At 49.7% G+C, this 26,990-nt stretch carries 21 protein-coding genes; 6 read left to right on the top strand and 15 right to left on the bottom strand.

Annotation, left to right across the window (positions count from 1 at the left end; translation table 11 throughout):
• Positions 1–117 precede the first annotated feature (117 nt).
• Positions 118–1,437: a diguanylate cyclase gene (locus EA26_RS14750; protein ID WP_039429470.1), complete on the top strand. Its 1,320-nt coding sequence runs from the start codon at positions 118–120 to the stop codon at positions 1,435–1,437.
• 137 nt (positions 1,438–1,574) lie between these two features.
• Here EA26_RS14750 and EA26_RS14745 read toward each other — a convergent pair whose 3' ends face one another.
• The 3 genes from EA26_RS14745 to EA26_RS14735 all read right to left on the bottom strand — a co-directional run bounded on the left by EA26_RS14745 (position 1,575) and on the right by EA26_RS14735 (position 5,714).
• A complete protein-coding gene (locus EA26_RS14745; RefSeq protein WP_039429468.1) occupies positions 1,575–2,945 on the bottom strand; it encodes an SLC13 family permease in 1,371 nt (456 codons plus the stop codon).
• Between the two features lie 215 nt (positions 2,946–3,160).
• On the bottom strand, positions 3,161–3,838 hold the full coding sequence (locus EA26_RS14740) for a SanA/YdcF family protein (protein WP_039431556.1): 678 nt from the start codon (positions 3,836–3,838) through the stop codon (positions 3,161–3,163).
• Positions 3,839–4,025: 187 nt separating this feature from the next.
• Positions 4,026–5,714: an NAD-dependent malic enzyme gene (locus tag EA26_RS14735; protein ID WP_039429466.1), complete on the bottom strand. Its 1,689-nt coding sequence runs from the start codon at positions 5,712–5,714 to the stop codon at positions 4,026–4,028.
• A gap of 240 nt (positions 5,715–5,954) precedes the next feature.
• On the opposite strand from EA26_RS14735, the gene EA26_RS14730 reads away from it, so the two are divergent.
• Both EA26_RS14730 and EA26_RS14725 read left to right on the top strand, forming a co-directional pair.
• Positions 5,955–8,303 carry a helicase-related protein gene (locus tag EA26_RS14730; protein ID WP_039429465.1) on the top strand — a complete coding sequence of 783 codons (2,349 nt, stop codon included), beginning with the start codon at positions 5,955–5,957 and terminating at the stop codon, positions 8,301–8,303.
• A 320-nt stretch (positions 8,304–8,623) separates the two neighbouring features.
• Entirely contained in the window at positions 8,624–9,013 is a 390-nt protein-coding gene (locus tag EA26_RS14725) for a hypothetical protein (RefSeq protein WP_039429463.1), read from the top strand.
• A 96-nt stretch (positions 9,014–9,109) separates the two neighbouring features.
• Here the strand turns inward: EA26_RS14725 and EA26_RS14720 are convergent, their stop codons facing one another.
• From EA26_RS14720 to EA26_RS14690, 7 genes are all read right to left on the bottom strand, one after another.
• Entirely contained in the window at positions 9,110–10,213 is a 1,104-nt protein-coding gene (locus EA26_RS14720; RefSeq protein ID WP_039429461.1) for a phosphoribosylaminoimidazolesuccinocarboxamide synthase, read from the bottom strand.
• 200 nt (positions 10,214–10,413) lie between these two features.
• On the bottom strand, positions 10,414–10,806 hold the full coding sequence (locus EA26_RS14715; RefSeq protein ID WP_039429459.1) for a SulA-like leucine-rich domain-containing protein: 393 nt from the start codon (positions 10,804–10,806) through the stop codon (positions 10,414–10,416).
• Positions 10,807–11,144: 338 nt separating this feature from the next.
• Positions 11,145–11,327, bottom strand: coding sequence for a hypothetical protein (locus EA26_RS14710; protein WP_039429456.1), 183 nt, complete (start codon positions 11,325–11,327; stop codon positions 11,145–11,147).
• A gap of 175 nt (positions 11,328–11,502) precedes the next feature.
• Positions 11,503–12,498 carry a tetratricopeptide repeat protein gene (locus EA26_RS14705; RefSeq protein ID WP_039429453.1) on the bottom strand — a complete coding sequence of 332 codons (996 nt, stop codon included), beginning with the start codon at positions 12,496–12,498 and terminating at the stop codon, positions 11,503–11,505.
• A 96-nt stretch (positions 12,499–12,594) separates the two neighbouring features.
• The gene (locus tag EA26_RS14700; protein WP_039429451.1) at positions 12,595–13,260 is read right to left on the bottom strand and encodes a YiaD family glycine zipper/OmpA-like lipoprotein; all 666 of its coding nucleotides are present in this window, start codon (positions 13,258–13,260) and stop codon (positions 12,595–12,597) included.
• An 88-nt stretch (positions 13,261–13,348) separates the two neighbouring features.
• Entirely contained in the window at positions 13,349–14,038 is a 690-nt protein-coding gene (locus EA26_RS14695; RefSeq protein WP_039429449.1) for a DUF2786 domain-containing protein, read from the bottom strand.
• Between the two features lie 154 nt (positions 14,039–14,192).
• Entirely contained in the window at positions 14,193–14,879 is a 687-nt protein-coding gene (locus tag EA26_RS14690) for a DUF3334 family protein (RefSeq protein ID WP_039429446.1), read from the bottom strand.
• A gap of 214 nt (positions 14,880–15,093) precedes the next feature.
• Between EA26_RS14690 and ydiJ the strand changes: the two genes are divergently transcribed.
• From ydiJ to EA26_RS14675, 3 genes are all read left to right on the top strand, one after another.
• A complete protein-coding gene (ydiJ, locus tag EA26_RS14685) occupies positions 15,094–18,123 on the top strand; it encodes a D-2-hydroxyglutarate dehydrogenase YdiJ (RefSeq protein ID WP_039429438.1) in 3,030 nt (1,009 codons plus the stop codon).
• Between the two features lie 43 nt (positions 18,124–18,166).
• A complete protein-coding gene (locus tag EA26_RS14680; RefSeq protein WP_039429436.1) occupies positions 18,167–18,628 on the top strand; it encodes a methyltransferase family protein in 462 nt (153 codons plus the stop codon).
• Positions 18,629–18,782: 154 nt separating this feature from the next.
• Positions 18,783–20,375, top strand: a complete 1,593-nt coding sequence (locus EA26_RS14675) for a S1 family serine peptidase (RefSeq protein WP_039429434.1) — start codon at positions 18,783–18,785, stop codon at positions 20,373–20,375.
• 71 nt (positions 20,376–20,446) lie between these two features.
• Here EA26_RS14675 and EA26_RS14670 read toward each other — a convergent pair whose 3' ends face one another.
• From EA26_RS14670 to hutI, 5 genes are all read right to left on the bottom strand, one after another.
• Entirely contained in the window at positions 20,447–21,172 is a 726-nt protein-coding gene (locus EA26_RS14670) for a DUF3581 domain-containing protein (RefSeq protein WP_039429431.1), read from the bottom strand.
• Positions 21,173–21,336: 164 nt separating this feature from the next.
• Positions 21,337–22,872 (bottom strand): histidine ammonia-lyase, encoded by a 1,536-nt coding sequence (gene hutH, locus EA26_RS14665; protein ID WP_039429429.1) that lies wholly within the window; start codon positions 22,870–22,872, stop codon positions 21,337–21,339.
• A gap of 11 nt (positions 22,873–22,883) precedes the next feature.
• Positions 22,884–24,575 carry a urocanate hydratase gene (hutU, locus tag EA26_RS14660; RefSeq protein WP_039429427.1) on the bottom strand — a complete coding sequence of 564 codons (1,692 nt, stop codon included), beginning with the start codon at positions 24,573–24,575 and terminating at the stop codon, positions 22,884–22,886.
• 100 nt (positions 24,576–24,675) lie between these two features.
• Positions 24,676–25,677, bottom strand: coding sequence for a formimidoylglutamase (gene hutG / locus EA26_RS14655; RefSeq protein ID WP_039429425.1), 1,002 nt, complete (start codon positions 25,675–25,677; stop codon positions 24,676–24,678).
• Entirely contained in the window at positions 25,677–26,891 is a 1,215-nt protein-coding gene (gene hutI / locus EA26_RS14650) for an imidazolonepropionase (protein WP_039429422.1), read from the bottom strand. Before hutI ends, hutG begins: the two co-directional genes overlap by 1 nt.
• Positions 26,892–26,990 lie beyond the last annotated feature (99 nt).

Raw genomic sequence — 26,990 nt, 5'->3', positions numbered from 1 at the left:
AGCGATTGAGATAAGATGTAACGAAATTAAGAATAACAATAAAAACCTAAAAAAAGGTTTGCATTTAAAACTTCTGTTGTTCCAGCACTTTTGTCTGGGACTGTGTGGAGAGCAATGATGAAATCGATCCCTAAACTGGTATTCGCTTTGGCAATCTGTACCATCGCGCTGTTTTTGCTCTATCGGGCGCTAGGCGATACACGCGTGTTACTCGTCACGCCAGAACAATTCGCTTTTTATTCCAATGATGATCGCCTCGATGGGGGAGTCAGTCAGTCGGAAATGCACACCCAAAACCAAGCCCTCGATCTGCAATGTCAACTCAAACTGGAAAACTACCTGTGGCCTTACTGTGGTATTTCCATTCACACCGATACGGTGACAAAAACGCAGGGTCTTGATCTTTCCAACTATCATACAGTCAGACTGCGCCTTCGCTATGAAGCACCTGAGAGTAGCGAGCCTCGACTGCGTTTTTATTTGCGCAACTTCAATCCGAGTTATTCGGTAGCAGAAAAAGAGTACAGCTATAAATACAACGGAGTGGAGTTTAGCGTCGCGCAAGGCGCCCAGACGATTGAAATTCCTCTGGCTAACTTGCAAGTGATGAGCTGGTGGCTGTCCGACAACAAAATTCCGATTGCCGAGTCGGGGCCAGAGTTCAGCAACATTGTACGCATCGACTTAGCGACGGGCTCGGGGGCACCTTTGGGCAATCACCATCTGCAAGTCGAAAGCATCGAATTTGAAGGCGCTTATCTTGCTAAAGAGACACTGCTTACCACGTTGCTTTTTTCTTGGGTGTTGCTCGGCTTGGCGTTTTCACTCAATGAACTGCATAAAAGCAAACGAGCCTTTCGTGAGGTGCGCGCGCGTCAATTGCACTTGAAAAAGCTCAACGCCGATTTACGTGCGCAAAACTATGAGTTTGCTGAGCTGGCGCATCGTGATGCTTTGACCGGAGCGATGAACCGTCATGCGGTGCGTGATTGGCTCAATCAAACCGCTCGGCAAGTGCGTTGGGGGCAAGAGTCTTTGTCGCTGCTCTATCTCGATCTCGATAAATTCAAGCACATCAACGACCGCTATGGCCATCAGATGGGGGATGACATTCTCCGTGAGTTTGTCATGGTGGTCGCCAGTTTGCTTGAAGGGGATGAACGGTTAGTCCGCTGGGGCGGGGAAGAGTTTGTCGTGTTTTGCCCAGGGACCCATTTGCATCAAGCGAGTGAAAAGGCGGAGCGCCTACGTCGTCACATTGCTCAGCATATTTGGTTACATGGTGGACTGCTGACGTGCAGTATTGGTGTGGCGGAAATGGGCGCAGAGCGGGTAACTGAGGTAATGGCGCGTGCGGATGAAGCTTTATATCAGGCCAAGCACCGCGGGCGTAATCGGGTTGAAGTGAACTACGGCAATACCGCCGCCTCTGCATAAATGCTGCGTTGAAAATAAATTAAAAAAAGGTGGCACTTGGTGGCCACCTAACAGGGTCTGCAGATTGCCCCGGGGGAAAGGGCTAGCTCTAAATACGTCATCCTAGACGGATTTGCGTCTCTGCAGTGTGGAATCGATTACCAAAAAATCGCGGCGAAGAGAGTGAGCGCGGCAATACAGGCGATGTTGAGCACCATACCAATACGCATCATTTCACTCTGCTTGATGTGCCCGGTGGCAAACACAATCGCATTAGGTGGCGTCGCCACTGGTAGCATAAATGCACAGGAAGCTGAAATCGCAATCAACGCGGAAAGGATCACTGGCGAAATTCCTAGCGCTTCCGCGATGGTGGCAAACACAGGAACAAGCAGCGCCGCACTGGCGGTGTTACTGGCAAATTCGGTTAAGAATACCACAAAAGTCACCACCGCTAAGATAGTCAGCAGCATGCCCGCTTGGTCAAGGAAAGCACTGAGCCCTTGAGCGAGGAAGACGCTGGTGCCAGTTGTTTTCAGCACATTACTCAAGCAGATACCGCCGCCAAATAGGATCAGAACGCCCCAATCGGTGGTTTTTTCGATATCTTTCCACTCAACCGCGCGAGAAACGCCGAGCGCTAAGATGGCGCCGATGGCAACCAGTGTATCGAAGCTTTTAAAGCCACCGAGCATACCGTTAATCGGTTTAGAGAAGATCCACAGAGTGACCGTGACTAAGAAGATCGCTAGGGTGATCAACTTGCCATTGGTCCACTCAACGGGTTTGTGGTCTAGCTCAAATGAGTGCTTGAGGTTCGGCTTGGTCATGCTGTAGAGAACGATTAGCGCGATTGGCAGTAGCAAGAAGGTGATCGGCATGCCGAGCTTCATCCAGCCAGTGAAATCGAGGCCAACTTCTGCTGCCGCGATGGCGTTTGGTGGGCTACCGACGATGGTGGCGATCCCGCCAATTGATGCGCAGTAGGCGATACCCAGCAGCACAAACAGGTAAGTGTTATGGCTTTTTTCGCGGTCAAGTTTGCTCATCACGCCCAAAACCAGAGGCAGCATCATTGCGGTGGTGGCGGTGTTCGAAATCCACATCGACAAACCAGCGCTGACACCAAACAGCATGAATACCGCCGTTGACATTTTGCCGCCTGCAATCAGCAACACCTTATCCGCAATCGTTTGGTCAAGTTTCTGCTTGTGTAGTGCCGCTGCGAGAGCAAAACCGCCTAAGAACAAGAAAATGATCGAGTTAGAAAAGTTGTTTAGCGCAGCTTGCGTGTCGAAAATGCCGGAGAAAATCGCCAGCAGCGGCACCAACAAAGCGGTGATACTGACGTGGATTGCTTCAGTCAGCCACAATACCGCGACGAAAGTGAGAATGCTTAAACCGATCACCACTTTGGGGTCAAACGGTAGCGTCTCCAGCAGAGTGATGAACAACAAAATATTGGCGATGAATATCATGCTGTTTCTGGTAAAAAACCAGTTTCTTAGAGTAACGACGAGTGCAGTCATAGAGTGCTCCTTTTGCTCTGCCTCTGTAGCGTGTTGTTGTTTTGTCAACCGCTCTTGAGCCCAGCACAATGCTGGGCATGGTGAGAACGGTTGTTGCAGAGGCGAATATCTGACTTGTGTTACTCGGATGTTACGAGAGTTGTGCGATCTATGTTGGTGACTTTTAACTTAATAGCAACAAAGTGTGAGGTGTTGGAATAAAAAGGTGTAGATTTCTACCCATTGGCCGCAGGGATGGTGTCGGACAGGGGCGCATCTCCATTGTCTGTTTCGCGCAGAATGGGCTGCTGAGGCCCAAGAAAACGAGGTTGAGTATCAATAATGTAAAGATCCAGCAACGCTTTGCTGCGCGCAAAAATCTCTCGAATACGCACCGACCACGTTTGCGCTGGATTGTCAGGCCCAGCAACCGCTAGGCACTGCGCGTTAATGTGGTATGCATTGGCGATAAGAAGTGCGCGCTCACAGTGAAAGCGTTGCGTGATGATGAGAAAGTTTTCGGAAACAAAAATCTTTTTTGCCCGCACAATCGAGTCGAGCGTGCGAAAACCGGCATAGTCGAGATGAATGACGCTTTCAGGTACGCCCGCTTTGAGCAGATCGCGTTTCATTGTCCAAGGTTCGTTGTAGGAACGATGGGCGTTGTCACCGCTGAGCAAAAAGTACTGCACCTTGTCTAAGCGATAGAGTTCAATCGCAGCTTCAATTCGGTGGGTGTAATAGCTGTTGAGTGTCTTGCCGATGTATTTGCTGGTGCCAAGCACCACAGCAACATCGAATGGCTGAACTTGGTCGTAAGAGGTGATGATGCGTTCACTCGCTTGATAGCTGACCCAGCGGTCAACCGCGATAACCGCGACGGCAAAAAGGATCAGCAACACAAACACCAGCAGCGCCAGTTTTTTCCAGCGACGTTTTGCGTGTGTTTGGCAAAGCGGATGATCCAATGCTCTTCACTCCAAGTTATTGAGAACTCACATCATAACGGAAAGTAAAGCCGACAATGAAGCCCTATCCTCGTAAAAATCGACAAATTGGCAAAGAAAAAGCCCTCGCATGCGAGGGCTGAAAGGGAGAGGCTTAGAACGCGGTACGCTTGTAACGACGATAGACCGGTTGCCAGAAATGCTGTTCAATGGCCACTTGCAGGGCATCGTCGGCGATCTCCAACGCGACGCCTTGTTCAATGGCTTTCTTCGCTACCGCATAGGCGATGCGTTTAGATACCGTATGGATCTCTTCCAGTGGTGGCAGCAGGGCGCCACGACCATGAATCGCCAACGGCGAACAGGTCGCCAGCGCGCGGCTCGATTCCATCAGCATTTCGTCAGTGACGCGTCGCGCGTTAACCGCCAACACGCCAAGGCCAATACCCGGGAAAATGTAGCTGTTGTTGCACTGGGCGATCGGGTAGGTTTTGCCTTCATGAATCACAGGATCAAACGGGCTGCCAGTTGCCACCAGCGCTTCACCTTTGGTCCAGCGAATAATATCAGCTGGAATTGCTTCCACACGGCTGGTCGGGTTTGACAGCGGGAAGATAATTGGACGCGGGCAGTGCTTATGCATCTCTTCGATGATCTCTTGGGTAAACAGACCGGGGGCACCAGAGACACCGATCAGCACCGTCGGTTTGGCGTTCATCACCACATCAAACAGAGAGAATCCGTTTCCTTCCGATTGCCACTCGCCAGTGACGGCGTGCTTTTGCACCAAACGCTGTTGGAAGTCGAGTAGATTTGGCATGCCTTCTTGCAAGAGGCCCCAACGGTCGACCATGAATACTTGCGAGCGCGCTTGCTCATCCGAAATGCCTTCCGATACCATCTGCGCAATGATGGCTTCTGCAATGCCGCAGCCTGCAGATCCAGCACCCAAGAAAGTAATACGCTGCTCTGACAACTTGCTACCTGCCGCTTTACACGCCGCCAGTAGTGAACCGACTGTAACGGCAGCGGTTCCTTGGATGTCATCGTTGAAACAGCAGACGCGATTTTTGTAACGCTCAAGCAGCGGCATGGCGTTTTTCTGCGCAAAATCTTCAAACTGGATCAGCGCATCCGGCCAGCGGCGATGTACTGCCTGCATGAATTCATCAATAAACGCATCGTAATCTGGGCCAGTAATGCGTGGATGACGCCAGCCCATGTACATTGGGTCTGCCAAACGTTGTGGGTTATTGGTACCGACATCAAGCACGATAGGTAGTGTATAAGCCGGGCTGATGCCGCCACAGGCGGTGTAGAGGGAAAGTTTTCCGATAGGAATGCCCATCCCGCCGATCCCTTGGTCACCCAAGCCAAGAATACGCTCACCGTCGGTAACAACAATCACCTTGGCGTTATGGTTAGACGCATTGTTGAGCAGGTCATCGATGCGATCGCGGTTGGCGTAAGAGACAAACAGCCCTCGGCCACGGCGATAGATATTGGAGAAGTTTTCACACGCCGCGCCAACCGTTGGCGTATAAATGATCGGCATCATTTCGGTGATGTGATTTTGTACCAAACGGTAGAACAGCGTTTCGTTGGTATCTTGAATGTTACGCAAGTAGATGTGCTTATCCATGTCGCTTTCGAACGCTTTGTACTGCATATAAGCACGTTCAACTTGCTCCTGAATGGTCTCTGTGGTTTCGGGAAGCAGACCTTCAAGGTTAAAAGAAACGCGTTCTTCACTGGAAAATGCGCTTCCTTTGTTGAGTAATGGCGTGCTGAGAAGCGCAGGGCCCGCGAAAGGGATGTAAAGTGGGCGTTTATCGTTATTCATTGGGTGCCTTAACGTAGGGTTTTGAGGAAACGGCGAAAATGATAACGGCTTCACTGTTTAGTTGTAAATAGGACTTGATATACATCAAAACATTCGTTGGCAAAATTGTTTACACGCTAGCCAAAACGCCTTTTAAAACAATTGATACCAATTGGAATACGCAATTGTTAGCCGTTAAGCCTGTTGTTACCTGCCTGTTTGACTATAATGCGAGTCCAAATTAAACACGGCGAATTTGTTATGACTGCTCTGCCCATCGATAGTGTTAAATCACAATTTGAAACAAAAATTTTACATTCTCATTTGGTGGTAGAGGCAGAAACCGGCTCAGGAAAGTCAACGCGTTTGCCATTGTGGGCGTCAGAACATGGCCGGGTGTTGGTGATAGAACCGCGCCGCATCGCCTGCACGTCATTGGCGCAATACCTAGCGCAGCAGTCGGGTTCAGCGCTCGGTGTACAGGTCGGCTACGCGATAAAACTCAAAGCGGTTTTTGAAAAGAATACACCGATTGTGTTTGTCACACCGGGCGTGGCGCTGCGCTGGTTTGCCGAGGACGGTCTAAAATCGTTTGATATTGTTTTGATTGACGAATTTCATGAACGCCGCTGGGATATGGACTTACTCACCGCGATGCTGAAAGTGCGCGGCGAGCATCGTTTGATCGTTACGTCAGCGACCATGGCGGGAGACCGCTTGGTCAGCTATCTTGCGGCTCAGCGCATCGTCTCTCACGGGCGCTGCTTTCCGGTCGAAGTGCAGCATCTGGCGCAAGAGAGCAGGCAGTTGCCGCAGAAGAAATTTCTAGAACGCTCCGTGGTTGAGACCATCGGCAATGAACTGACGCGAGGCGGGGAAGATATTTTAGTGTTTTTGCCCGGGCGAAAAGAGATAGCGCAAGTGGCGCAGGCGCTAAAAGCCTTCACTGACATCATGGTGGTAACGCTGCATGCCAGTGTGAGTGACGAAGAAAGACAGCGAGCATTAACCGTCCAGCCGCTGCGAAAAGTGGTTCTTGCCACCAATGTGGCTGAAACCTCGCTGACCATTCCTAACATCACCTGCGTGATCGATTCTGGTTTAGAGCGGCGTAACGTGCAACGCAACGGAAGAACCGCGCTGGTATTAAGTACCATTTCCAAAGCGAGTGCGGCGCAGCGAGCGGGGCGCGCAGGTCGAGTGATGGCTGGTCGCTGCGTCAGACTGTTTGGCGAACATGCGCCGATGGAACTGGCTACGCCGCCTGAGCTGCAACGTGAGGAGCTCACCGAGCCGATGCTCGCTGCAGCCTGTTGTGGCTATCAATTGGCTGAGTTGCCGTTTCTCGACCCGTTGCCGGAAAAATCGCTTGGTCAGGCCAGCGAAGTACTGCGTACCATGCAAGCCATCGATCAACTCGGGCGTGTGACAGAGCACGGCAAGATACTCAACCCACTGCCAATTGACACACTGTACGCCGACCTTGTTACACGTATGCCCAGCAAAGCGCTTAAAGAGGCGATGATTGACCTTGCCGCCGCGCTCTCGGTGCCCGCTAACTTGTATCAGCTCGCTGGTGGCGAACAAGCGCAAGAGCTTGATGTTGTAGAACCGAACTTGTGTGATGTCACGTTATTGATTGGCCTAGTACGTGGCAAACGCTATCCCGGCGTCAACATCGATGAGCAAGCTCTGACAGAGGCGATGGGGCTGGCAGAGCAAATGCGCGCGCTGTTTGAGTTACCAGAACTGGAGGTTGCGTCGCGCTATCAACGGGAAGCGCTGGCAAAAGCAATCGCCACGTTACACCCAGAGCTGCTGTTTGTTCGCCGCGCCAAAAGGCAGGAGGCGCTTGGTAACGGCCAGATGGAGATGCTGGTGGGCAAACAGAGCCGCTTTGGGGACAAGGCGCAAGCGGCAGTGGTGCTGGATAGCCACTCTTTGCCCGGTCGCGGCGTTAAGCAGACGCTCAATCTCGCTTCGGTAATGATGCCCGTGGCGCTAACCTTGATTGATGAGCTCGATCTGGGGGAGTGGCGTCAGGCTGAAAGCCGCTTACAGACTGAGCAAGGGAAAGTTTTGATGGAGCGAATATTCGCTGGACGGGTTGTCGCTAGCAAGCTCGTTCAGCCGCAAGGTGAAAGTGCGATCCAAGCGATTGTCGCGCAGGTGAAGTCGGGTCAACTGCTGGACGGATTTTACACCCAGCGCAGCCAAGAGATTGAACATTGGAAACTTTTTTGTGCATTAGGTCTGAATGAGGATAATTCAGTTCACCGTAAAGAAGTCAATTTTGATGTTTGGTTTGCCGAGCAGTTAGAAGCACTGGGGGTGAATACGCAAGAAGAGATGGCGCTGTTTGAAGCCGCCGACTTTCCTTTTACGGGCATTCCAGACTGGCAGTACGACGATTTCACACAGCAGTATCCATTATCGTTGACCTTATCTGATCTGCAATTGCAGGTGGAATATTTCCCGGGGCGTAAGTTGGTGCAGGTGATCCACTGTGGCGGCAATCGCAAAGACGATCCGAAACGTTGGGAGTTGCCGCGCTTTTCAGGTTGGAAAATCCAGTATCGTAAAGCGAGCCGTATAGTCGATGTGCGCTAGTAACCGATAAATAGGAATAGTATTGGCTTTCTCAAACGATGAGTGCTTACATTTCGGTTTTCTAGTTTTCTAGTTTTCTAGTTTTCTAGTTTTCTAGTTTTCTAGTTTTCTAGTTCGCAATTTGTTTCTAGCTTGAAATATTAATCAATCAGATGCGCATAGTTATAGAATGTGTGCTGTTATTGTTACGAATTTGCTTTTGATATTTCCTTTTTCCTTAAAAGAAGGGCATAAAAGACGATTGTTTTATATCCTATTGCTATATCAAAGTAATTGTCTAATAGTGGATAGGCTGTATTGACAGTCTGTCGGGGGACAAAATGGAAAAGAATGAAAAAACGCATGTTGAGTTTGATTACACCAGTTTTCTCGGGGCTTCTTGCAACAAAAAATGGACATTCTTAGAAGCGATGACCACCTTTGCGCCAGTGTTTAGTACGGTGTGGAAAGATAGCATTGCTGAACTCGCCAAGCCAGAAGATCGTCTTTGGGATGCGGCACTAAAAGCGATGTCTTCTCGTCGTAGCGATGAATCCAATCTGGTGACTCTACTTCGCCTCGCGAAACTGGAAGGTATTGATGAGCTTACCGTGGTGATGCCTTATGCATTGGAGTCTAAACAAATCGATTTTATTCAAAGCCGTAGTGACAGTGTGATTAACTGCTACGAGCAGGATGTTTTTACCATTCATCTCAAAGATTTTAGCTAGAACCCTGCAGTTAACCGCTTTAAATGCAGCAATGGGATAAAAAACAGCCCGCTTGGTGGCGGGCTGTTGGCGCTGACGTTGTTATATTGAATTCATTTAATCGATAAGGTCGTAATCACGCGCAAGAATATCAATAATCTCTTGTTTTGGATTCTCGCTTAAAGTGATCGATTGACCAGTAATTTTCTCTGCGATGCCGATGTAGGTGCGAGATACTGCCAGTAAAGCCTCTTCTGGCAAGGTGTTGTCACGCGCTAGCGCTTCGCGCTCAGGCATACGATCTTTGTTGAGCAGAATATCAGGGTCTGGAAAGTAGTTAAGCAGGAACTGTCTGAAACCTTCTTTCGAGTTTTCGACAATTTTACCGGCTTTATACGCTTCGCTATCCCAAATACGCGATGAATCAGGTGTGCCCACTTCGTCCATGTAAATCAGCTTTTCGTTGCCTTGCGCATCTTGCACATAACCAAACTCGAATTTGGTATCGACAAAAATTTGTCCTACTTGTGCTAGAGCATCACTGATCACAGCAAAACCTTCTTTCAGCAGCTTTTCGTAAGTGGCAATGTCGTCAGCGCTGGAAAAGTTAAATGCGGCAAAGTTGTCGGCAATATTTTGTCTGGTAATGTTCACATCATCGGCTTCAGGCACGCCAGGAATTCCTTTTAAAATCCCTTTGGTTGATGGTGTCATCAGTAGTTCGTCCAGAGGTTTGTCTTTGCCTAACCCTTCTGGTAGTTGAATACCACAAAACTCACGCTCGCCTTTTTCGTATGCGCGCCACATGGAACCTGTGATGTATTTGCGACAAATGGCTTCAATACGCACAGGCTTGGCTTTCTGCACAATCCAAACAAACGGGTGTGGAATATCAAGAATGTGGCTATCTGCCAATCCGTTGTCTTTAAACAGTCTAAACCAATGATTAGAAATGGCGTTCAATGCAGCCCCTTTACCCGGTACACCGTTGAGCCCGTATTCACCGTGCCAAATACAATCGAAAGCGGAGATGCGATCGCTGATCACCATGATGGCAAGAGGCGCATCAGGGGCAACGTTGTAGCCTTTTTCTTTTATTAGGCGGGCACTATCTTGCTCAGTGAGCCAGTAGACAGAGCGAACTTTTCCACTGTGAACGGGTTTATCGGTGCGGATGGGCAGATCGTCATTGACGGCAAGTACTTGATCAGCGAGGCTCATTTTGACATTCCTATTATAATTTCAAACGTCATGCGGAGACGAATTGGATAACAAAATCCATCAGATTCGTCGATTACCGGGGCATGATACCAGAACTATTTGAACTCGCCAGAAGAAAAGCAAACGTTTGCCTCGCTTTGGCGAAATTTAAAAAGCCTTCACAGAGAAGGCGAAATGCATAATGGATAACGTTGAATTTATTAATGATACTGTGTTGCTCTGCCTTCAACGAAAAAGACTTCACAGCCAAACTCTTTTGCCATCTCCTGCAGCAGAGATTGGTTGACTAAGTCAATCTGACTAGACGCGACAACCGCAGAAGCATTGCCAGAGCGTATCGCTTTCATCACAATTTCAGTCTCAGTGAGAGAGTGGGACGGTTTCATCTGGATGACATTTTTACAGCAAATATTAGACGCAGAGAGTTGGCTAAGATCCGGGCGTGGGCACTCGGAGGTAAATAAGATCCATTGATTGAGATGAGACAGAGCAGCTAATTGTTGCAACAACTGCGCCGAGGCATTGATTGGCTGAGTCGGTTGTGCCAGAACATTGAAATGTGAATATGTACGAGTTTGACCTTGAATCTGCATTTTACTGTTCCTATATACATACTGTATGTGTATACAGTATTTTTTCCCGCGCTGTTCGTCAACTTATTTGCTCTCTTTTTCGCCATGCATGAGTCTCTTTTGTTAGAGTGAATTTAATTAAGTTATTGTTTTATATTTGATATTTTTGGATTTCTGGTGTTTGGGAGAGTGTGATGTTTTGTGATGCATCTCTCACGGGAGACTGGCGATTTATACAGGGGTATACAGTGTTGCTCAGTAAGGTTGGCAGGGGATTCGTGTGGAGCAATAACCATAGGTAAAAGAAAAGCACCCCGTAGGGTGCTTAAGGAATCCGTTCTTGTGCGTGACTTCGTGTCTTAGCAGGCTCGCGCCTGACGGTCACGCATTTGCTGCTCACCAAGGTTAAACAGACGGACGTCAATCTTGGCGATGTCGTGACACTCTTCACAAGAATGGTTGGATTTGCCATCCAGATAATCGTGGCGTGTCAACAATCTTGGTCTCTTGCACCAATCGCAGGTGCCTTCAATATTAAACATGCTGCTTCTCCTCACCAGGCTTCTTGTTATGCTGGTGTCATTTTCGAGGCACATTATGCCATAAATATCGTTACTGCGTTAAATATCTGTTAATAAAAAATGAGAGAGAGATCGATTGCGATCCTTTATTAATAAGGTGAAACAGTCGAATTGAGCGAAGAAATACGAATTATGTTTACGACTCTGCAACATTTTTCAGCAGAACTTTTAATGCGCCATTCAGACGTTTCATTTCTTCTTCACTGCCACGGGCGTCAGGATGATAGAGACGAGACAATTGGCGAAAGCGAATCTTGATGGATTTTTCATCGGGAATGGCACTCGGCGAATAACCAAACATTGCACACGCCAGAGAGAGTTTCTGCTTTCCAGCTTGGCTTTGCACCTTTTTGTATTCGCTAAAGACTTTTTCCAGCTGCCGCTTGAGCTGTTTGTTACTATAGCGTTGCCTTTTGAGCTCACTTTCCAGTTCAAGCAGTTGCGTCGTTTCCCGCGACACTTTTTTACGGCGACCGTAGAACATGACGCTACTAAAAGAGAGCGCGAGTAACAAAATGACGCTGATGGAGAACCAGTCGGTGTAAATAGGCGAGGGCGGAGCGGTGGTTGCAGCAGAAGTTTCTAGTCCTGTTTCTAGTGGTTGCGTTTGAGCCTTCAATGCCGAATCCAACTGTGAAATGGCAGAAACCTGCTTGGCGCGCATGGCATTAAATTTGATTTCTAGAATGCGATTGTAAGCGTCTTCCGCTTCGGCAGAATGCTTGGATGCAATTCCAAACCAGAACTGGGCGATATCAAGTTGTGAAAAGAGAGAGCCTTGCTCTTCAAACAGTGTCCCTAATTTGATTTGCGCGTCCAGATTACCTTGTACAGCCACTTGCCAATACCAATTGGCAGCAAGTTTAAGATCGACTTGTGTGCCGATACCGCTTTCGTAGGCTTGAGCTAACTTGATTTGTGCGGGCTCATAGCCCAGTTGTGCCGATTGTTGCAACCAATAAAAAGCATCGGCTTTGGCCGCCTCGCCGTCTTCCTTGGCCAACTCAAGTGACAACTGGTATTGCGCGTTAGGATCTCTTTGATTGGCTTGTTCGGTTAACTGTTGCACTGATTGGCCGAATGCCGAAGTGGACAAGAGAAGTCCGATAAGAATCAAAAGATTATTGCGCAAAGTTGAGTCTCTTAAATTCAGGTTCAGTGCCAAGTATAGACGGAACCTGAATTGAAATCAGCAGTAAACACGGCCGTTCATATTGGCCAGTTCGCGCTATTTTAAGGGCAGGATCTGAATTTCTACTCGGCGGTTACAGGCCCGGCCTTCCGCAGTGCTATTGGTGCAAAGTGGATAACGTTCGCCGTTTCCGCGTGCAATCGCTCGGCCAGCAGCCACGTTTTGCGAAACTAAGAAAGCACGCACAGATTCAGCGCGGCGTTCAGACAAAATTTGGTTGGATGAATCGCTGCCCGTGCTGTCGGTATAGCCATCTATTACTAAACTGGTGTCCGGATACTCAACCAAAACGCGTGCGACGCCTTGCAGTGTGTTGTGGATGGAAGCGTCCAGGTTGTACGACCCTGAGCTAAAGCCGATGCCATTTTCCAAACGCAGCAGCAGTTGATTTTCGCCAACGCGCTCGACCTGAACCCCTGAGTTGAGCAAGGCTTGACGAAGTGCTTTCTCTTGTTGATCAAAATAGTAGCCGACACCACCGCCGATAGCTGCACCGCCTGCCGCGCCAATCAGTGCCCGTTTTCCACGGTCATCTTTATCGCCACTGGCTGCGCCTGCAACGGCGCCAGCGAGAGCCCCAAGTAGTGCGCCTTTGGTCGCGGAATTGGTTTCGGCTTCGCCAGTGGTGGCATTCTGTCGTTGAGTCGCTTGGCAGCCGCTAAGGGTCAGTAGAATCGCTAAGGCAAGTGAAAGGTTTTTCAAGGTTATCTCTCCATGTGAATCGGAGGCGAACTTCTGCCTCCAAGAGAGAATTATTCACTGCATTAATGTTTTCTTTGTCAGTGTAAAGTTATCTTTTTTCTATTTTTCTGGTGGCTTGTTGACTACCAACCGGGCGGTTAACTGACACTTTTCGGCCTTTCTTCAAACCCACTTCATAATCGGCCGTGAGATTTTTCATCGCTTCACGCAACTGCTTCTTGAATGTTTCGCGATCAATGTTTTGAAACTCTTTGTCGATGTAGCTGTTGATTTTGTTCGCCGACTCTTCATCGGGCGTGATTACTGGCAGTTTTTCCAAAGCGCCTTCTACCCAACCGGAAACGTAGGAGTTGACTCGTCGGGTCACCTCAAGACTGGACGTGCCAGAACCTGCGAAGCTATTGCGAAACTGTCCGGTACTTTCGTTCATCTCACGGTAAATGATGTCAAAGGCAAAGGCGGCAAAGATAGCGCGGTCGGCTTCGCCAATAAACTCCAACCTCTTTAAGCCTTTATGGTTAAGCAGCACCGCTTCGACGCCGAATTTGGTATTGATTCCACGGATCACACGGAGCAAAACGGAGCTGACGTTGGCTGGCAACAGATGACTCGACTGTGTCTTGCCCATTTTAATGAACTCGATATCGTCTTTGTCTAGCCCGTATTTCATCATCAGGCGATGGGCCATTTTAATCGCATTGGCCGCTTCGTTAACGTTCGCAGAGTTACCTAGTTCAAGGCACTTGGCGATCTTCTTCAGTGCTTTTTGTTTATCCATGGAAAGTGACAACAAATCCTGGTGGCTCAGAAAAGTCGCATATTTTACCTGTTTTCGTTAGAAAACTAAATCCTGCATCTTTAACCAGTGTCGTGCGATAAAAAGAAAAGCCGCCTCACTAGGGGGCGGCTTGAAGTTCGCTTAGCAAAACGAGTTAGATGCCCAACTCGTCCAAAAGGTCAGAGGCAATATCCAAATCATCACTGGAGGATTGGCTTTGCTGCTTGCTGCGCATGTTAGCTTGCGTCATTTCTAAGATGTCATCTGGGTTTTCATCTTCACTCACTTCAAAATCTTCTAACTGGATGAATTCCGTTTTATCCATGGCTAGCTCAAGATAGAAAATGTTGTTGTTCTCTGTGGAGAAAGTCACGCGACGTGCTTGAGGACGGTCGAGGTTAGTATCCACCGACAGCAAAACCTGCTTATTCAAAGAAAGCATTTTAGGTTGGTTTTGTGTGATGTTGGTTTGCAACTCTTTGCGGATTTTGTTGGTAAAATCGCCTACCAGTTGGTTCATCAGTTCACCAAGCACATCGCCCACTTCGTCGGAAGTATGTAACACGGCAAGTTCTTCCTCTGGCATGCCCATGTTACGCATGTAGTTGGTGTAGATTTCTAAGGCCGCTTTTGCAGTGAAATTGATGACGACTAATCCAGTAAAACCGCCATCAAACAGCACGAAACAGCCAAAATCGGGTTTTAAGCTGGTTTTGTTGATTTTCTGCACCATGGCAGAGTAGTTGATTTGTGATGAGGTGGCGGAAGTTAATACGCCAGAAACGGATTGGCACAATTTTAACAGGATGTCTTCAGTCGTAACGACTTTATTTTTTTTCATTATCAATGCTCTGTGTGTGTTCTTTACAATATCTCTTGTAATGAATTTAGGTTTTAATCTGCAGAAAAGAAAGCAACTCTTCCATTTTTGCATTGAGATTCTGATTTGATCACCTTTTTAAATGTTGTAAAGTGACGAAATTCAAAGATTATTTTCAAACTCAAAAATATTAACCCGCAACTGATTGGATCAGTGTTGTAGGGGCAGGAAGCAAATGTTACCAAAACTTAACTCGCAATCGGATGTCGATCCTGTTGTGCTGAGCTTTCTCAAAGAGCTCAAGCAGGCTGGTTTTAGCGGCGACATCGAATCCCAATACTCTAGCCGTCTCGCGGTCGCCACAGATAACAGTGTTTATCAGCAGCTTCCTCAGGCGGTTGTTCATCCTAGAACTACCCAAGATGTGGCTTTGATTGGCAAACTAATTCAAAAGCCTATTTATGAACGGGTTACCTTCTCTCCGCGCGGTGGTGGTACCGGAACCAATGGCCAGTCGCTGACCAAAGGCATTGTGGTGGACTTGTCGCGGCACATGAACAAAGTTCTGGAGATCAATGAGAAGGAAGGATGGGTTCGCGTTCAGGCTGGGGTGATCAAAGATCAACTCAATGATGCAGTGAAACCCTACGGCTATTTTTTCTCTCCTGACCTCTCGACCAGCAACCGCGCGACGCTGGGCGGAATGATCAACACTGACGCTTCTGGCCAAGGCTCGTTGAAATACGGCAAAACCTCCGACCATGTGATCTCATTGCAAGCGGTATTTGCCGATGGTTCCATTCTTGAAACCGATCTCTCACATGGTTTGCCGCAAGAAGGTGAATACGCGCACAAAGCGCTGCAAGTGACGGAAGCCGTTTGCCGGGAAAAACGTCAGCAAATTGTGGATAAATTTCCGCCGCTTAACCGTTTTCTTACCGGTTACGATCTGAAAAACGCCATTGACGATGAGAGTGGCGAGTTTAATTTTACTCGTGTCTTGTGTGGCGCCGAAGGGTCGTTGGCCTTTATCACAGAAGCGACGCTCAACCTCACGCCAATTCCCAAAGCGCGTACTTTAGTCAACGTGAAGTACAACAGTTTTGATGCTGCGCTGCGTAATGCCCCATTTATGGTGGAAGCTAAAGCGCTCTCGGTAGAAACGGTCGACTCCAAAGTGTTGAACCTTGCCAAGCAGGACATCGTTTGGCATACCGTGAGCGACTTAATCACCGATGTGCCGGGACAAGAGATGTTGGGCATCAACATGGTTGAGTATGCCGGGCAAAATCCGCAAGAGGTCAGCGAGCAGGTGAACGCGTTGGTCGCTCGCTTAGATGAGATGTTGGCAAATGGCGAAGCGGGCATTATTGGCTACCAAGTGTGTGATGATCTGGCCAGCATTGGTCGAATTTACAACATGCGCAAAAAAGCGGTGGGCTTGCTAGGGGCTGCGAAAGGGCGCGCTAAACCTGTTGCTTTTACGGAAGACACTTGTGTGCCACCGGAAAACCTCGCCGACTTTATTGCTGAGTTTCGTCAATTGCTTGATAGTAAACAGCTAGACTATGGCATGTTTGGTCACGTTGATGCCGGAGTGCTGCACGTACGCCCAGCGCTGGATTTGTGTGATCCTCAGCAAGAGCTGCTGATGAAGCAGATATCCGATGAAGTGGTCAAGCTGGTGTCTAAGTACGGCGGTTTGATGTGGGGTGAACACGGCAAAGGTTTCCGTTCCGAATACGGCCCGGAATTTTTTGGTGAGGAGCTGTTTACCGAGCTCAGACGCATCAAGTCGGCGTTTGACCCGCATAACAAAATGAATCCGGGTAAAATCTGTACGCCGCTCGAGAGTGACGAACCTCTGGTGAAAGTGTCCGATACCAAACGGGGTTATTACGATCGGCAAATTGACGTCAAGGTGCGAGACAGCTTTAAACAGGCAATGGAATGTAACGGCAACGGTTTGTGCTTTAACTACGACACCAGCTCGCCGATGTGCCCCTCCATGAAGGTCACCGCCGATCGTCGCCACTCGCCTAAAGGGCGTGCGGGCTTAGTGCGTGAATGGCTACGCCAGTTGACGGAACAAGGCATTGATATTCTTGATTTGGAACAGCAGCTTGTCGCTGGCTCGCCCACGGTGAAAAGTTTATTGGATAGAGTGAGAAACTCGATCAATAAGCGTCATGAGTATGATTTTTCGCACGAAGTGTACGAAGCGATGAACGGCTGTTTAGCTTGTAAAGCGTGTGCCAGCCAATGTCCGATCAAAGTGGATGTGCCGAGTTTCCGCTCGCGATTCCTCAATATTTACCACAGTCGTTATCAGCGCCCAGCGAAAGATTACTTAGTTGCCAACATAGAGAGTTTATTGCCGCTGATGGGCAAAGCGCCCAAGTTGGTCAACGGTGTTATTTCTCAGTCTTGGGTGCAAAGCCTGACGGAAAAAACGGTTGGTTACGTCGATACGCCGCTGCTATCTGTGCCGACGCTGAAACAGAGACTCACCACGTTGAAGAGCTTTGATCTGCAGGCGCTCAATGCGTTGTCTTCTGAGGAAAAAGGCAATCATGTGCTGATTGTGCAAGATCCCTTTACCAGCTATTACGATGCACAAGTGGTGGAAGATTTTGCCAGCTTGGCCATCAAGCTGGGTAAAACGCCAGTGTTGTTGCCCTTTAAGCCCAATGGCAAAGCGCAGCACATCAAAGGATTCTTGAAACGTTTTGCCGCGACGGCGGCAGATACCGCAAAATTCCTTACTATGGTGGCCGATCTTGGTATCCCTATGGTTGGCGTCGATCCGGCCCTGGTGCTCTGTTACCGTGATGAGTACAACGAAATCCTGGCCGATAAACGCGGCGAGTTCCAAGTGCTTACCGCGCACGAGTGGTTGTTGCCACGCCTAAAAGAGTTTTCTCTCACCGCCGAAGATAGCCAGCCTTGGTATCTCTTTGCCCACTGCACGGAGAAAACCAAGCTGCCAAATGCGGAAAAAGAGTGGGGCGCTATCTTTAGCCACTTTGGCGCTGTGCTGCAGACGGTTCCGGTAGGCTGCTGCGGTATGGCGGGAACCTTCGGCCATGAAAGTGACAAACTGCAGATGTCGAAAGATATCTATGCGCTGAGCTGGAAGCCAAGCTTAGAGGGGCTGCCTAAGGAACGTTGCTTGATTACTGGCTATTCATGCCGTAGCCAAGTAAAACGTTTTGAAGGCACGAAGCAGATGCACCCGATTCAAGCGCTGCTCAGCATTCTGTAATACCACAACCCGGCGCTTAGCCGGGTTATTTTTTGGAGAAGTTATGCGTAAGTTAGAGCTCAAAATTCCCCCGGTAGCGGTTTTCTTGCTGATGTGCACAGGCATGTTCGCCGTTGACCTATGGCTGGCTGAGCCTTTGCTGCGCTTGACGTTTCCCCGTGTGAGCGCCTTGCTGCCGTTCGGACTTTCCGGTGTCATTGGTATTGCGGGTGTGAGAGAGTTTCGTAAGGCAAAAACAACAGTCAATCCAGTCAAACCAGAGACGGCCTCAACTGTGGTAGCGAGTGGCATTTTTGCTTACAGCCGCAACCCGATGTATTTGGCGCTGTTGCTACTGTTACTCTCGTATGCTTGCTGGTTGCAAAATGCTATCACTTTTGCGTTTGCTCCTTTGTTTGTGTTGTATATGAATCGCTTTCAGATCGAGCCCGAAGAACGTGCGTTAGAAAAGCGGTTTGGTTCGGCTTATTTGCAATATAAACAAAAAGTTAGACGCTGGATTTGATGGTCGGCGGTTGGAAGCTGTCGCTATATCGTCATGGTAGTCATATTTGTATTTTGGGCGTTGATAGAGTATCCCTTTATATATTGAACGTGAAGTCACTTACATCTGCGTGTTAATTGTTACCTGTCAGGCGATTAGAATACAAGGAAGTCACATGCTTAAGAAAAGCGTCGTCAGCAATGTTTTGATTCTATCTGGCCTTTTTACCTCAAGCACTCTTGTGATTGCCAAACCTGTAACTCACGTTGAAGAGCGTATTATCGGTGGAGAAGTGGCACAAGCGGGGACTTGGCCGACGATGGCTGTCCTCTACCGTGCTGACGCAGAAAGCGTTTATAAAGGGCGATTTTGTGGCGGAAACTATATCGGTAATGGCTATGTGGTGACCGCTGCGCACTGTGTCCATCATTCTCAAGCTAATTCGTTGAAAGTCGCGATTGGTCTCACCGAGCTCTCTCAAGCGGGTACGCAGGGTGCTACCGCCGATGTTGAGCGTATTTACGTTCATGAAGCGTATAATGCGGTGACTTCTGGCTTTGATATTGCCATTTTACAGCTTAAAACCAAGCCAAACATTAGCGGGGCAACACTTGCCAACCAGTCCTATTTTGATTCCCTTGGGCCGGGTGAAGAGCTGACAGTGATTGGCTGGGGGAACCGTGATGCAACGGGTAACCCAGATTATCCCGATGCGCTGCACCAAGTCAATGTGCCGCTGGTAGACAGTGATGTTTGTCGCGCGCTCGGTAATGGCTACCAGAATGTTGGCGATGATGCGTTCTGTGCAGGCTACGCTCAAGGTGGCAAGGATTCTTGTCAGGGTGACAGCGGCGGCCCTATCTGGGCGCTCGGGAACAGCTCTAAGATTCAAGTCGGGGTGGTGAGTTGGGGGAACGGATGCGCTCAAGCCAATGCGTACGGTGTGTATGCCAACGTAGGCAACTTGCTCTCTTGGGTCAAGTCTCGAACGGCTGGGGTCGATTTTACCCAATACCATGACTTGGGCTATGTGGAATTTTCGGACATTGCCCACGAATTTGTGGTGAGCAACAATTCAACTCAAACAATGACGTTTAATCTCAAGAGCAACTCCGGTGTTACCATTTTAGACGACCAGTGTAGCGCAGTGCCCTTAAACAATGGCGAGCGCTGCATTATCAAAGGCACAATCGGCGTGAATTCTGCTAAGTCGACGAGCGCGCAACTGACAATGCAATCAGATTCGAATCTGGTGCCGGAGATTAAGATGGAATTGGCCTATACAGGGATTGCTCTTGCCGCAAATGATGTCGCCTCGCTCTTTTCGATGGCCAACAGTGGCGTGTTTAGTAGTGAGAAGCCTTGGTCTGCTAATAATGGCACACTTCAATCTGCGGCAATTACCCATGGTGAAGAATCTACGCTGGTGGTCAAGGGGCTGGAAAAAGGTTACTTGAGTTTCAGCTATTCGGTTGATTCTGAAGCGGAATATGACGGTTTGAAAGTTTACGTTAATGGTAAGCAAAAAGCGTTCTTTAGCGGCAATAATGTAAGAGGGACGCAAACCTTAACTCTCGACCAAGCTTCGAACGAAGTCAGTTTTGTCAGCATGAAGGATGAAGAAGTCACAGAGGGTAGTGACATTGCCACATTAAGTAATCTCAAGTTCTCCACCAGCAACAATGCTTCATCAGGCTCATCTTCAGGCGGTTCACTCGGCTTTATCGGCCTTGCGCTGTTAGCTGGTTTGCTACGTCGTCGTGGATAAAGGGTCAACTCAGTAAATAGTTAGCCAAAAAGAGCAAGGGGCCAAATGGCCCCTTTTATCATTTCGCTTGGTTAAGCCGCCGCGGCAAAACGTTGCAAGAACTCTTCTTTACGCAAATGAAAGCGATTGACTAAATCGTCCACTGCTTCTTGGTCGTAAGGCTTCAAGCCGCTGGCGACCATTCGTTTGATGCCATGGCCAACCACTTCACCTTCTTCTTTAAACGCAAAGTTCATGGTGACTACACCACGTTTGCCATCGACGTCAAATGTTGCGCCAGTAAATTCCACTTCAGGGTGGGTCAGGTCGAGACGGCTAAATTCCACTTCCATGCTCTCGTAAATGACCAAAGGGCGCTGGCAGTTGATCATCATCTGCTGCTCTTCCATCAACGGCACCATAATGTGCGGGAAGTTCATTCCAGAGAATTGAACGTAGTTGGTGACCACATGCTTGATAAATTCGGGATTGTGATTCACTTGGCCTTCACGCTGCATATGCAAATACTCTTTGCCTGCGGCATCGACCACTGCGCTCTCTTTCTCACACTTATTTTCAATGTGCAGTGCAACGCCATCGCTGACCATCCCAGAGAAGTCGAAACGCATTTTCTGGCTCACGCCCTCTTTACGCAATAGCACAGCAAAAAGCAGATCGCCGGGTACGCAAAAGCGTTTGCTGTCTTCATCATGGATAGGGTTGAAATCACCGGCGACCTTTTTGGCAAAGTGGCTTGCCTGTTCGCGGGTAAACTGGAATTGTCGTTGGTTGCTTGAAAAATAAGGTGCTAGAAACATACTTCATCTGACATAACTTAAACTGCCGTGGATTATATGCCAACTTTGAGAGGTCAATGGTCCATCCAGTGTCAAGATTGCGATGTGCTCACGGATTTATATGCAAAAGATGAATCAAGCAGGTGAAAAGCCGAGAGAATCGCAACTCTCTCGGCTTTCTTCGCTTAGATAACGCTGGGCAATAGCGCTTCAGGCATCAGTGGGTTGTGTACCGCCAGTGCGAGTAACGCATTGGCTTTTTCGATATCTGGCGCAAAGTAGCGGTCTTTATCGTAGAAAGCGACTTTTTCACGCAACATCTGTTTTGCTTGCTCAATACGTGGTGAGGATTTGTGCGGTGCACGGAAATCCAACCCTTGCGCAGCGGAGAGATACTCAACCGCAAGAATGCCGCGCGTATTTTCGCCCATTTCACGCAGTCTGCGCCCCGCAAAGGTTGCCATCGACACGTGGTCTTCCTGATTTGCCGAAGTCGGTAAACTGTCGACAGATGCAGGGTGAGCCAAGGTTTTGTTCTCGCTGGCCAGAGCGGCTGCAGTGACCTGAGCGATCATAAAGCCTGAGTTCACGCCGCCGTTGTCTACCAAGAAAGGAGGAAGCTTCGACAGCGCGCTGTCGATCAGCAGCGCCATACGTCGCTCTGACAAACTGCCGATTTCAGCAATCGCTAAGGCGAGGTTATCCGCTGCCATTGCCACCGGTTCTGCGTGGAAGTTACCACCAGAGATGATGTCGTTGTCTTCGGCAAACACCAACGGGTTATCCGACACAGAGTTCGCTTCAACCAGCAATATCTCGGCTGAGTTGCGGATCTGTTGCAAACACGCTCCCATCACCTGTGGTTGACAACGTAGTGAGTATGGATCTTGCACTTTTTCGCAGTTGCTGTGGGAATCGCCAATTTCGCTGTTGTTTTCCAGTAAGTGACGATACGCCGCTGCGGCATCCATTTGGCTGCGGTGACCGCGTACGCGGTGAATGCGCGGGTCAAACGGACGACGACTGCCGAGCGCTGCTTCCACCGACATTGCGCCGCACACGGTGGCTGAGGCAAACAGATCTTCTGCAATAAACAGACCTTCCAGTGCAAAGGCAGTAGACGCCTGTGTGCCGTTCAAAAGTGCTAAGCCCTCTTTGGGTGCCAACGTAATTGGCTCGAGTCCGGCGATTTTCAGTGCTTCCAAGCCTGAAATGACTTCGCCGTTATGACGCGCTTGGCCTTCACCGAGCAAAACTGTGCTCATATGAGCCAGCGGCGCGAGATCGCCCGAAGCGCCGACCGAGCCTTTTTGTGGTACGCAAGGGTAGACTTCGGCATTCACCAGTTCGATCAGCATGTTGATCACTTTCAAACGAATGCCGGAGAAGCCGCGAGCCAAGCTGTTGATTTTCAAAACCATCATTAAACGGACGGTTTCATCTGCCATAAACTGACCGATTCCCGCAGCATGCGAAAGCACAATACTGCGTTGCAGTGTTTCGAGATCTTCTGGGGCGATACGCGTATTGGCCAGTAAACCGAAGCCAGTGTTGATGCCGTACACGGTGCGATTTTCCGCGATAACGCGATCCACGACTTGAGTGCTCTCCTCAATCGCTGGAATCGCTGATGCATCCAAGGACAATTTGAGCGGGGAGCGGCTTACTTTGCGCAGTTCATTTAGGCTCAAGTGGCCTGGGTTCAGCGTGAGATTAAACATGTCGATTTTCCTTACTTCAACTTGCGCAATTCTTCGTTAAGCATTGGCAGATCAAGCCCTTGCTCGGCAGCACATTTTTTGGCGATGTCGTAACCGGCATCGGCATGGCGCATCACACCAGTCGCTGGGTCGTTGTGCAGCACGCGAGCAATACGCGCAGAGGCATCATCGCTACCATCACAGCAGATCACCATACCGGAGTGTTGTGAGAAGCCCATTCCCACGCCGCCACCGTGATGCAGCGAAACCCAAGTTGCGCCGCCCGCAGTGTTCAGCAGAGCATTGAGCAGTGGCCAATCTGAAACTGCGTCTGAGCCATCCATCATGCCTTCTGTTTCACGGTTCGGACTGGCGACAGAACCCGAGTCGAGATGGTCGCGACCAATCACTATCGGCGCTTTTAACTCACCATTTTTAACCATTTCGTTAAACGCTTGGCCCAAACGTTCGCGATCTTTCAAGCCGACCCAGCAGATCCGTGCAGGCAAGCCTTGGAACTGAATGCGCTCACGTGCCATGTCGAGCCAGTTGTGCAGATGAGGGTTATCTGGGATCAGTTCTTTGACCTTCTGATCGGTTTTGTAAATATCTTCCGGATCACCAGAAAGGGCTGCCCAGCGGAATGGGCCAATTCCTTCACAGAAGAGCGGGCGAATATACGCGGGTACAAAACCCGGGAAATCAAAGGCGTTTTCCACCCCTTCTTCCAGCGCCATTTGACGAATGTTATTGCCGTAGTCGAGCGTCGCAGCGCCGCGAGCTTGCAGATCGAGCATGGCACGGACTTGAACCGCCATCGACCGTTTTGCTGCTTTGACAACCGCAGCTTCATCTTGCAGACGCATTTCGGCGGCGTGTGCCATGCTCCAACCTTGCGGAAGATAACCGTTAAGCGGATCGTGCGCCGAAGTTTGGTCGGTGACCACATCCGGGGTGATGTTGCGCTCAACCAGCTCAGCGAAGATGTCGGCGGCGTTACCCAGCAAGCCAACCGAAATCGGTTTATCGGTTTCTTTGATCATCGCCAAGGCTTCGTCAAGCGACGTGGCTTTTTTGTCCACGTAACCAGTGCGCAGGCGGTAGTCAATGCGTGATTCGTCACACTCAACCGCAATCATAGAAAAGCCAGCCATTGTCGCTGCCAGCGGCTGCGCGCCGCCCATGCCACCAAGGCCACCCGTCAAAACCCAGCGTCCTTTGGCATCACCTGCAAAATGCTTCTTCGCCACGGCAACAAAGGTTTCGTAGGTGCCTTGCACTATGCCTTGTGAGCCGATGTAAATCCAACTGCCAGCCGTCATTTGGCCGTACATCATCAAACCTTTTTTATCGAGCTCGTTGAAGTGCTCCCAGTTGGCCCAATGCGGCACCAAGTTTGAGTTGGCAATCAGAACGCGTGGTGCGTTTTTGTGGGTGGGAAAAACGCCCACAGGTTTACCCGATTGCACCACCAGCGTCTGGTCTTCTTCCAAGCGCTCCAGCACTTCAACAATTTTATCAAAACATTCCCAGTTACGAGCGGCACGGCCAATGCCACCGTAGACCACCAGTGCGTGCGGGTGCTCTGCCACATCAGGGTCGAGGTTATTCATCAGCATGCGAAGTGGCGCTTCAGTGAGCCAGGATTTGGCACGCAGAGTTGTACCGTGCGGGGCGCGAATGGTTCTGCTGGTGTCAAGGCGAGGATCGTGTCCTTGTGTCATGTGGAGACTCCTTTAATTTCACGAATTGGCAGGCTCATTGGCCGACCTGATAGTTGTTTTAAGTCGCCTGAACGCTGGCGCTGTTCAGGCCGAGTTCGGTCTAAAACTTGTTATTCATCGCGTTGGCGATATCCCAGCACAATCTGGCGGCCAAACGGGCGGTTTGGCTGTCAACATCATAGGTTGGGTTGTATTCGGCGATGTCTGCCAGCATCAGCTTGGAATGATGGCTGAGAATGCGTTCAAGAAACGGAGCCAAGTAGTCATAGCTCACGCCTCTGGCTGCTGGCGCACTGACGCCCGGTGCGGCTGCTGCCGGGAAAACATCGAGGTCGATGGTTAAGTAGAGGTAATCACAACCATCGATGAAGTGCTGCAGTTGTGTCAGGAGATAGTCGAGATTGAGTACCCCGAGATCTTTATCTTCCACATACCAAACATGGAGTTGCTCCGCGCGTTCAAAGAGCGCTCTGGTATTGCTCGCTCGGCTTACTCCAAGGCACGCGTAATGGAAATCCCAGCCCGCCTGCTGGCAAAAGTGCTGGATCTGATTAAATGGTGTACCTGAGCTTGGCTTAACTTCGGCGTGTTGGCTGTGAAACGTGCGCAGGTCGAAATGTGCGTCGAAGTTGATGATGCCAATTTTGGGCTTACTCTGTGGCTGATGATTTTGCAGATAAGCCGCTAAGCCTTGGAATGAAGCCCACGCGACTTCATGTCCGCCGCCGAGGGTAATGACCGGGCAGTGGGCGAGGGCTTGACTGATAACCTCTGCACATTGCTGCTGACTGCTCTCGAGTTGGTCATCCTCACACACCACAGTGCCGAGATCGTAGAACGGCGCATCGCTGTGCCAAGCCAGATTGGCTAGTGCACGGCGGATCAAATCGGGAGATTTCTTTGCCCCGATACGCCCCTTGTTACGCGCCACACCCGCATCGCAGGCGAAACCCAGCAGGGCAACGGCGCGTGAAAGTTGCTCGATGTCAGCATAGTCGACATGACGAATGACATGATGGACGCGTTTACCCAGCGCACCATCTTCGGCATCGTGTCGGCCTTGCCAATGAAACTCGTTGGTGAGATTAAGTGGACTTTTCATCACAACACTCCTTTGTGCTGTTGGTAATCGCCATCGACCACGCGAGCATGCAGGCGTTTTACACCGACTTGATAACTTAAATCAGCGGGGTGTTCGATATCCCAAATCGCCAGATCGGCTTCCAAGCCAAGACCGATTTGCCCACGTTTTCCTTGATAGCCAAGCGCTTGCGCCGCATGTTGGGTGACGCCGCGCAGCGCCTCTTGTGGCGTGAGTCTGAACAGTGTGCACGCCATATTCATCATTAAGGTCAAATCGGCAAAAGGCGAAGTGCCTGGATTGACGTCGGAGGCAATCGCCATGGGCACTTGATGCTGGCGCAAGAGATCAATCGGCGGCTGTTGCTGTTCACGTAAGAAATAGAAAGCGCCGGGCAGCAGTGTCGCTACCGTGGACGAATTGGCTAAGGCGAGAACACCAGCCTCATCTAGGTATTCAATATGATCGGCCGACAGCCCATGGTACTTGGCGGTTAATGCACTACCACCAAGGTTGGATAACTGTTCGGTGTGGCCTTTGATGTGCAAGCCATGCTCAAGAGCGCAGCGAAACACCTTCTCCGTTTGCGCGAGGTTAAAGCCTATCGACTCGCAAAACACATCCACACTCGAAGCCAGTTGCTCTTGTGCAACCGTTGGAATGATCTCTTGGCAAATGAACTCGATATAGTCATCTGCTCTACCAGCGTATTCGGGAGGAAGGGCGTGGGCGGCCAAGAGAGTCGTCGTGACCTTAACTTTACGATGACGTTGTAACTCCTTGGCCGCTCGCAGCATTTTGATCTCGTCAGCCAAGGTCAGCCCATAGCCAGATTTCACTTCCACGGATGTGACACCGCTGGCAAGCAGCCCATCCAATCTCGGCAGACTTTGCTCAATCAAGGTGTCGATGCTTGCCAGACGTGTGGCTTGTACCGTAGAAAGGATCCCGCCACCTTGCTGGGCAATCTGTTGATATGGCGCCCCGTTTAGGCGCATCTCAAATTCATTCGCGCGATTTCCGGCGTACACAAGATGGGTGTGGCAGTCAATCAGACCGGGTGTGACCAGACGGTTTTCCAGGTTGATGCGTTGGTTTGCATGGTGCTCAGTGTCCACACCCACATACGTGATCAACCCATCTTGAATACCAATGGTGAGCGGATCAGTCGGGTGGTAACCCATGTCTCCGTCAAGCATGGTAACGAGGCGAGCATTGGTGAGCAGCAGATCCATGATGTCATCCTGATTAATTGTATGCATTAAATGTATATACAAATAAATAGATCAAAAAAGTGTTTATGACAAGTTGGATGTTGCAAAAATGTGATCGAA

It is taken from the genome of Vibrio navarrensis (assembly GCF_000764325.1).
GTDB lineage: Bacteria > Pseudomonadota > Gammaproteobacteria > Enterobacterales > Vibrionaceae > Vibrio > Vibrio navarrensis.
Note: the sequence above shows the minus strand (reverse complement) of the source record. Positions and strands in the feature narration are given on the sequence as shown.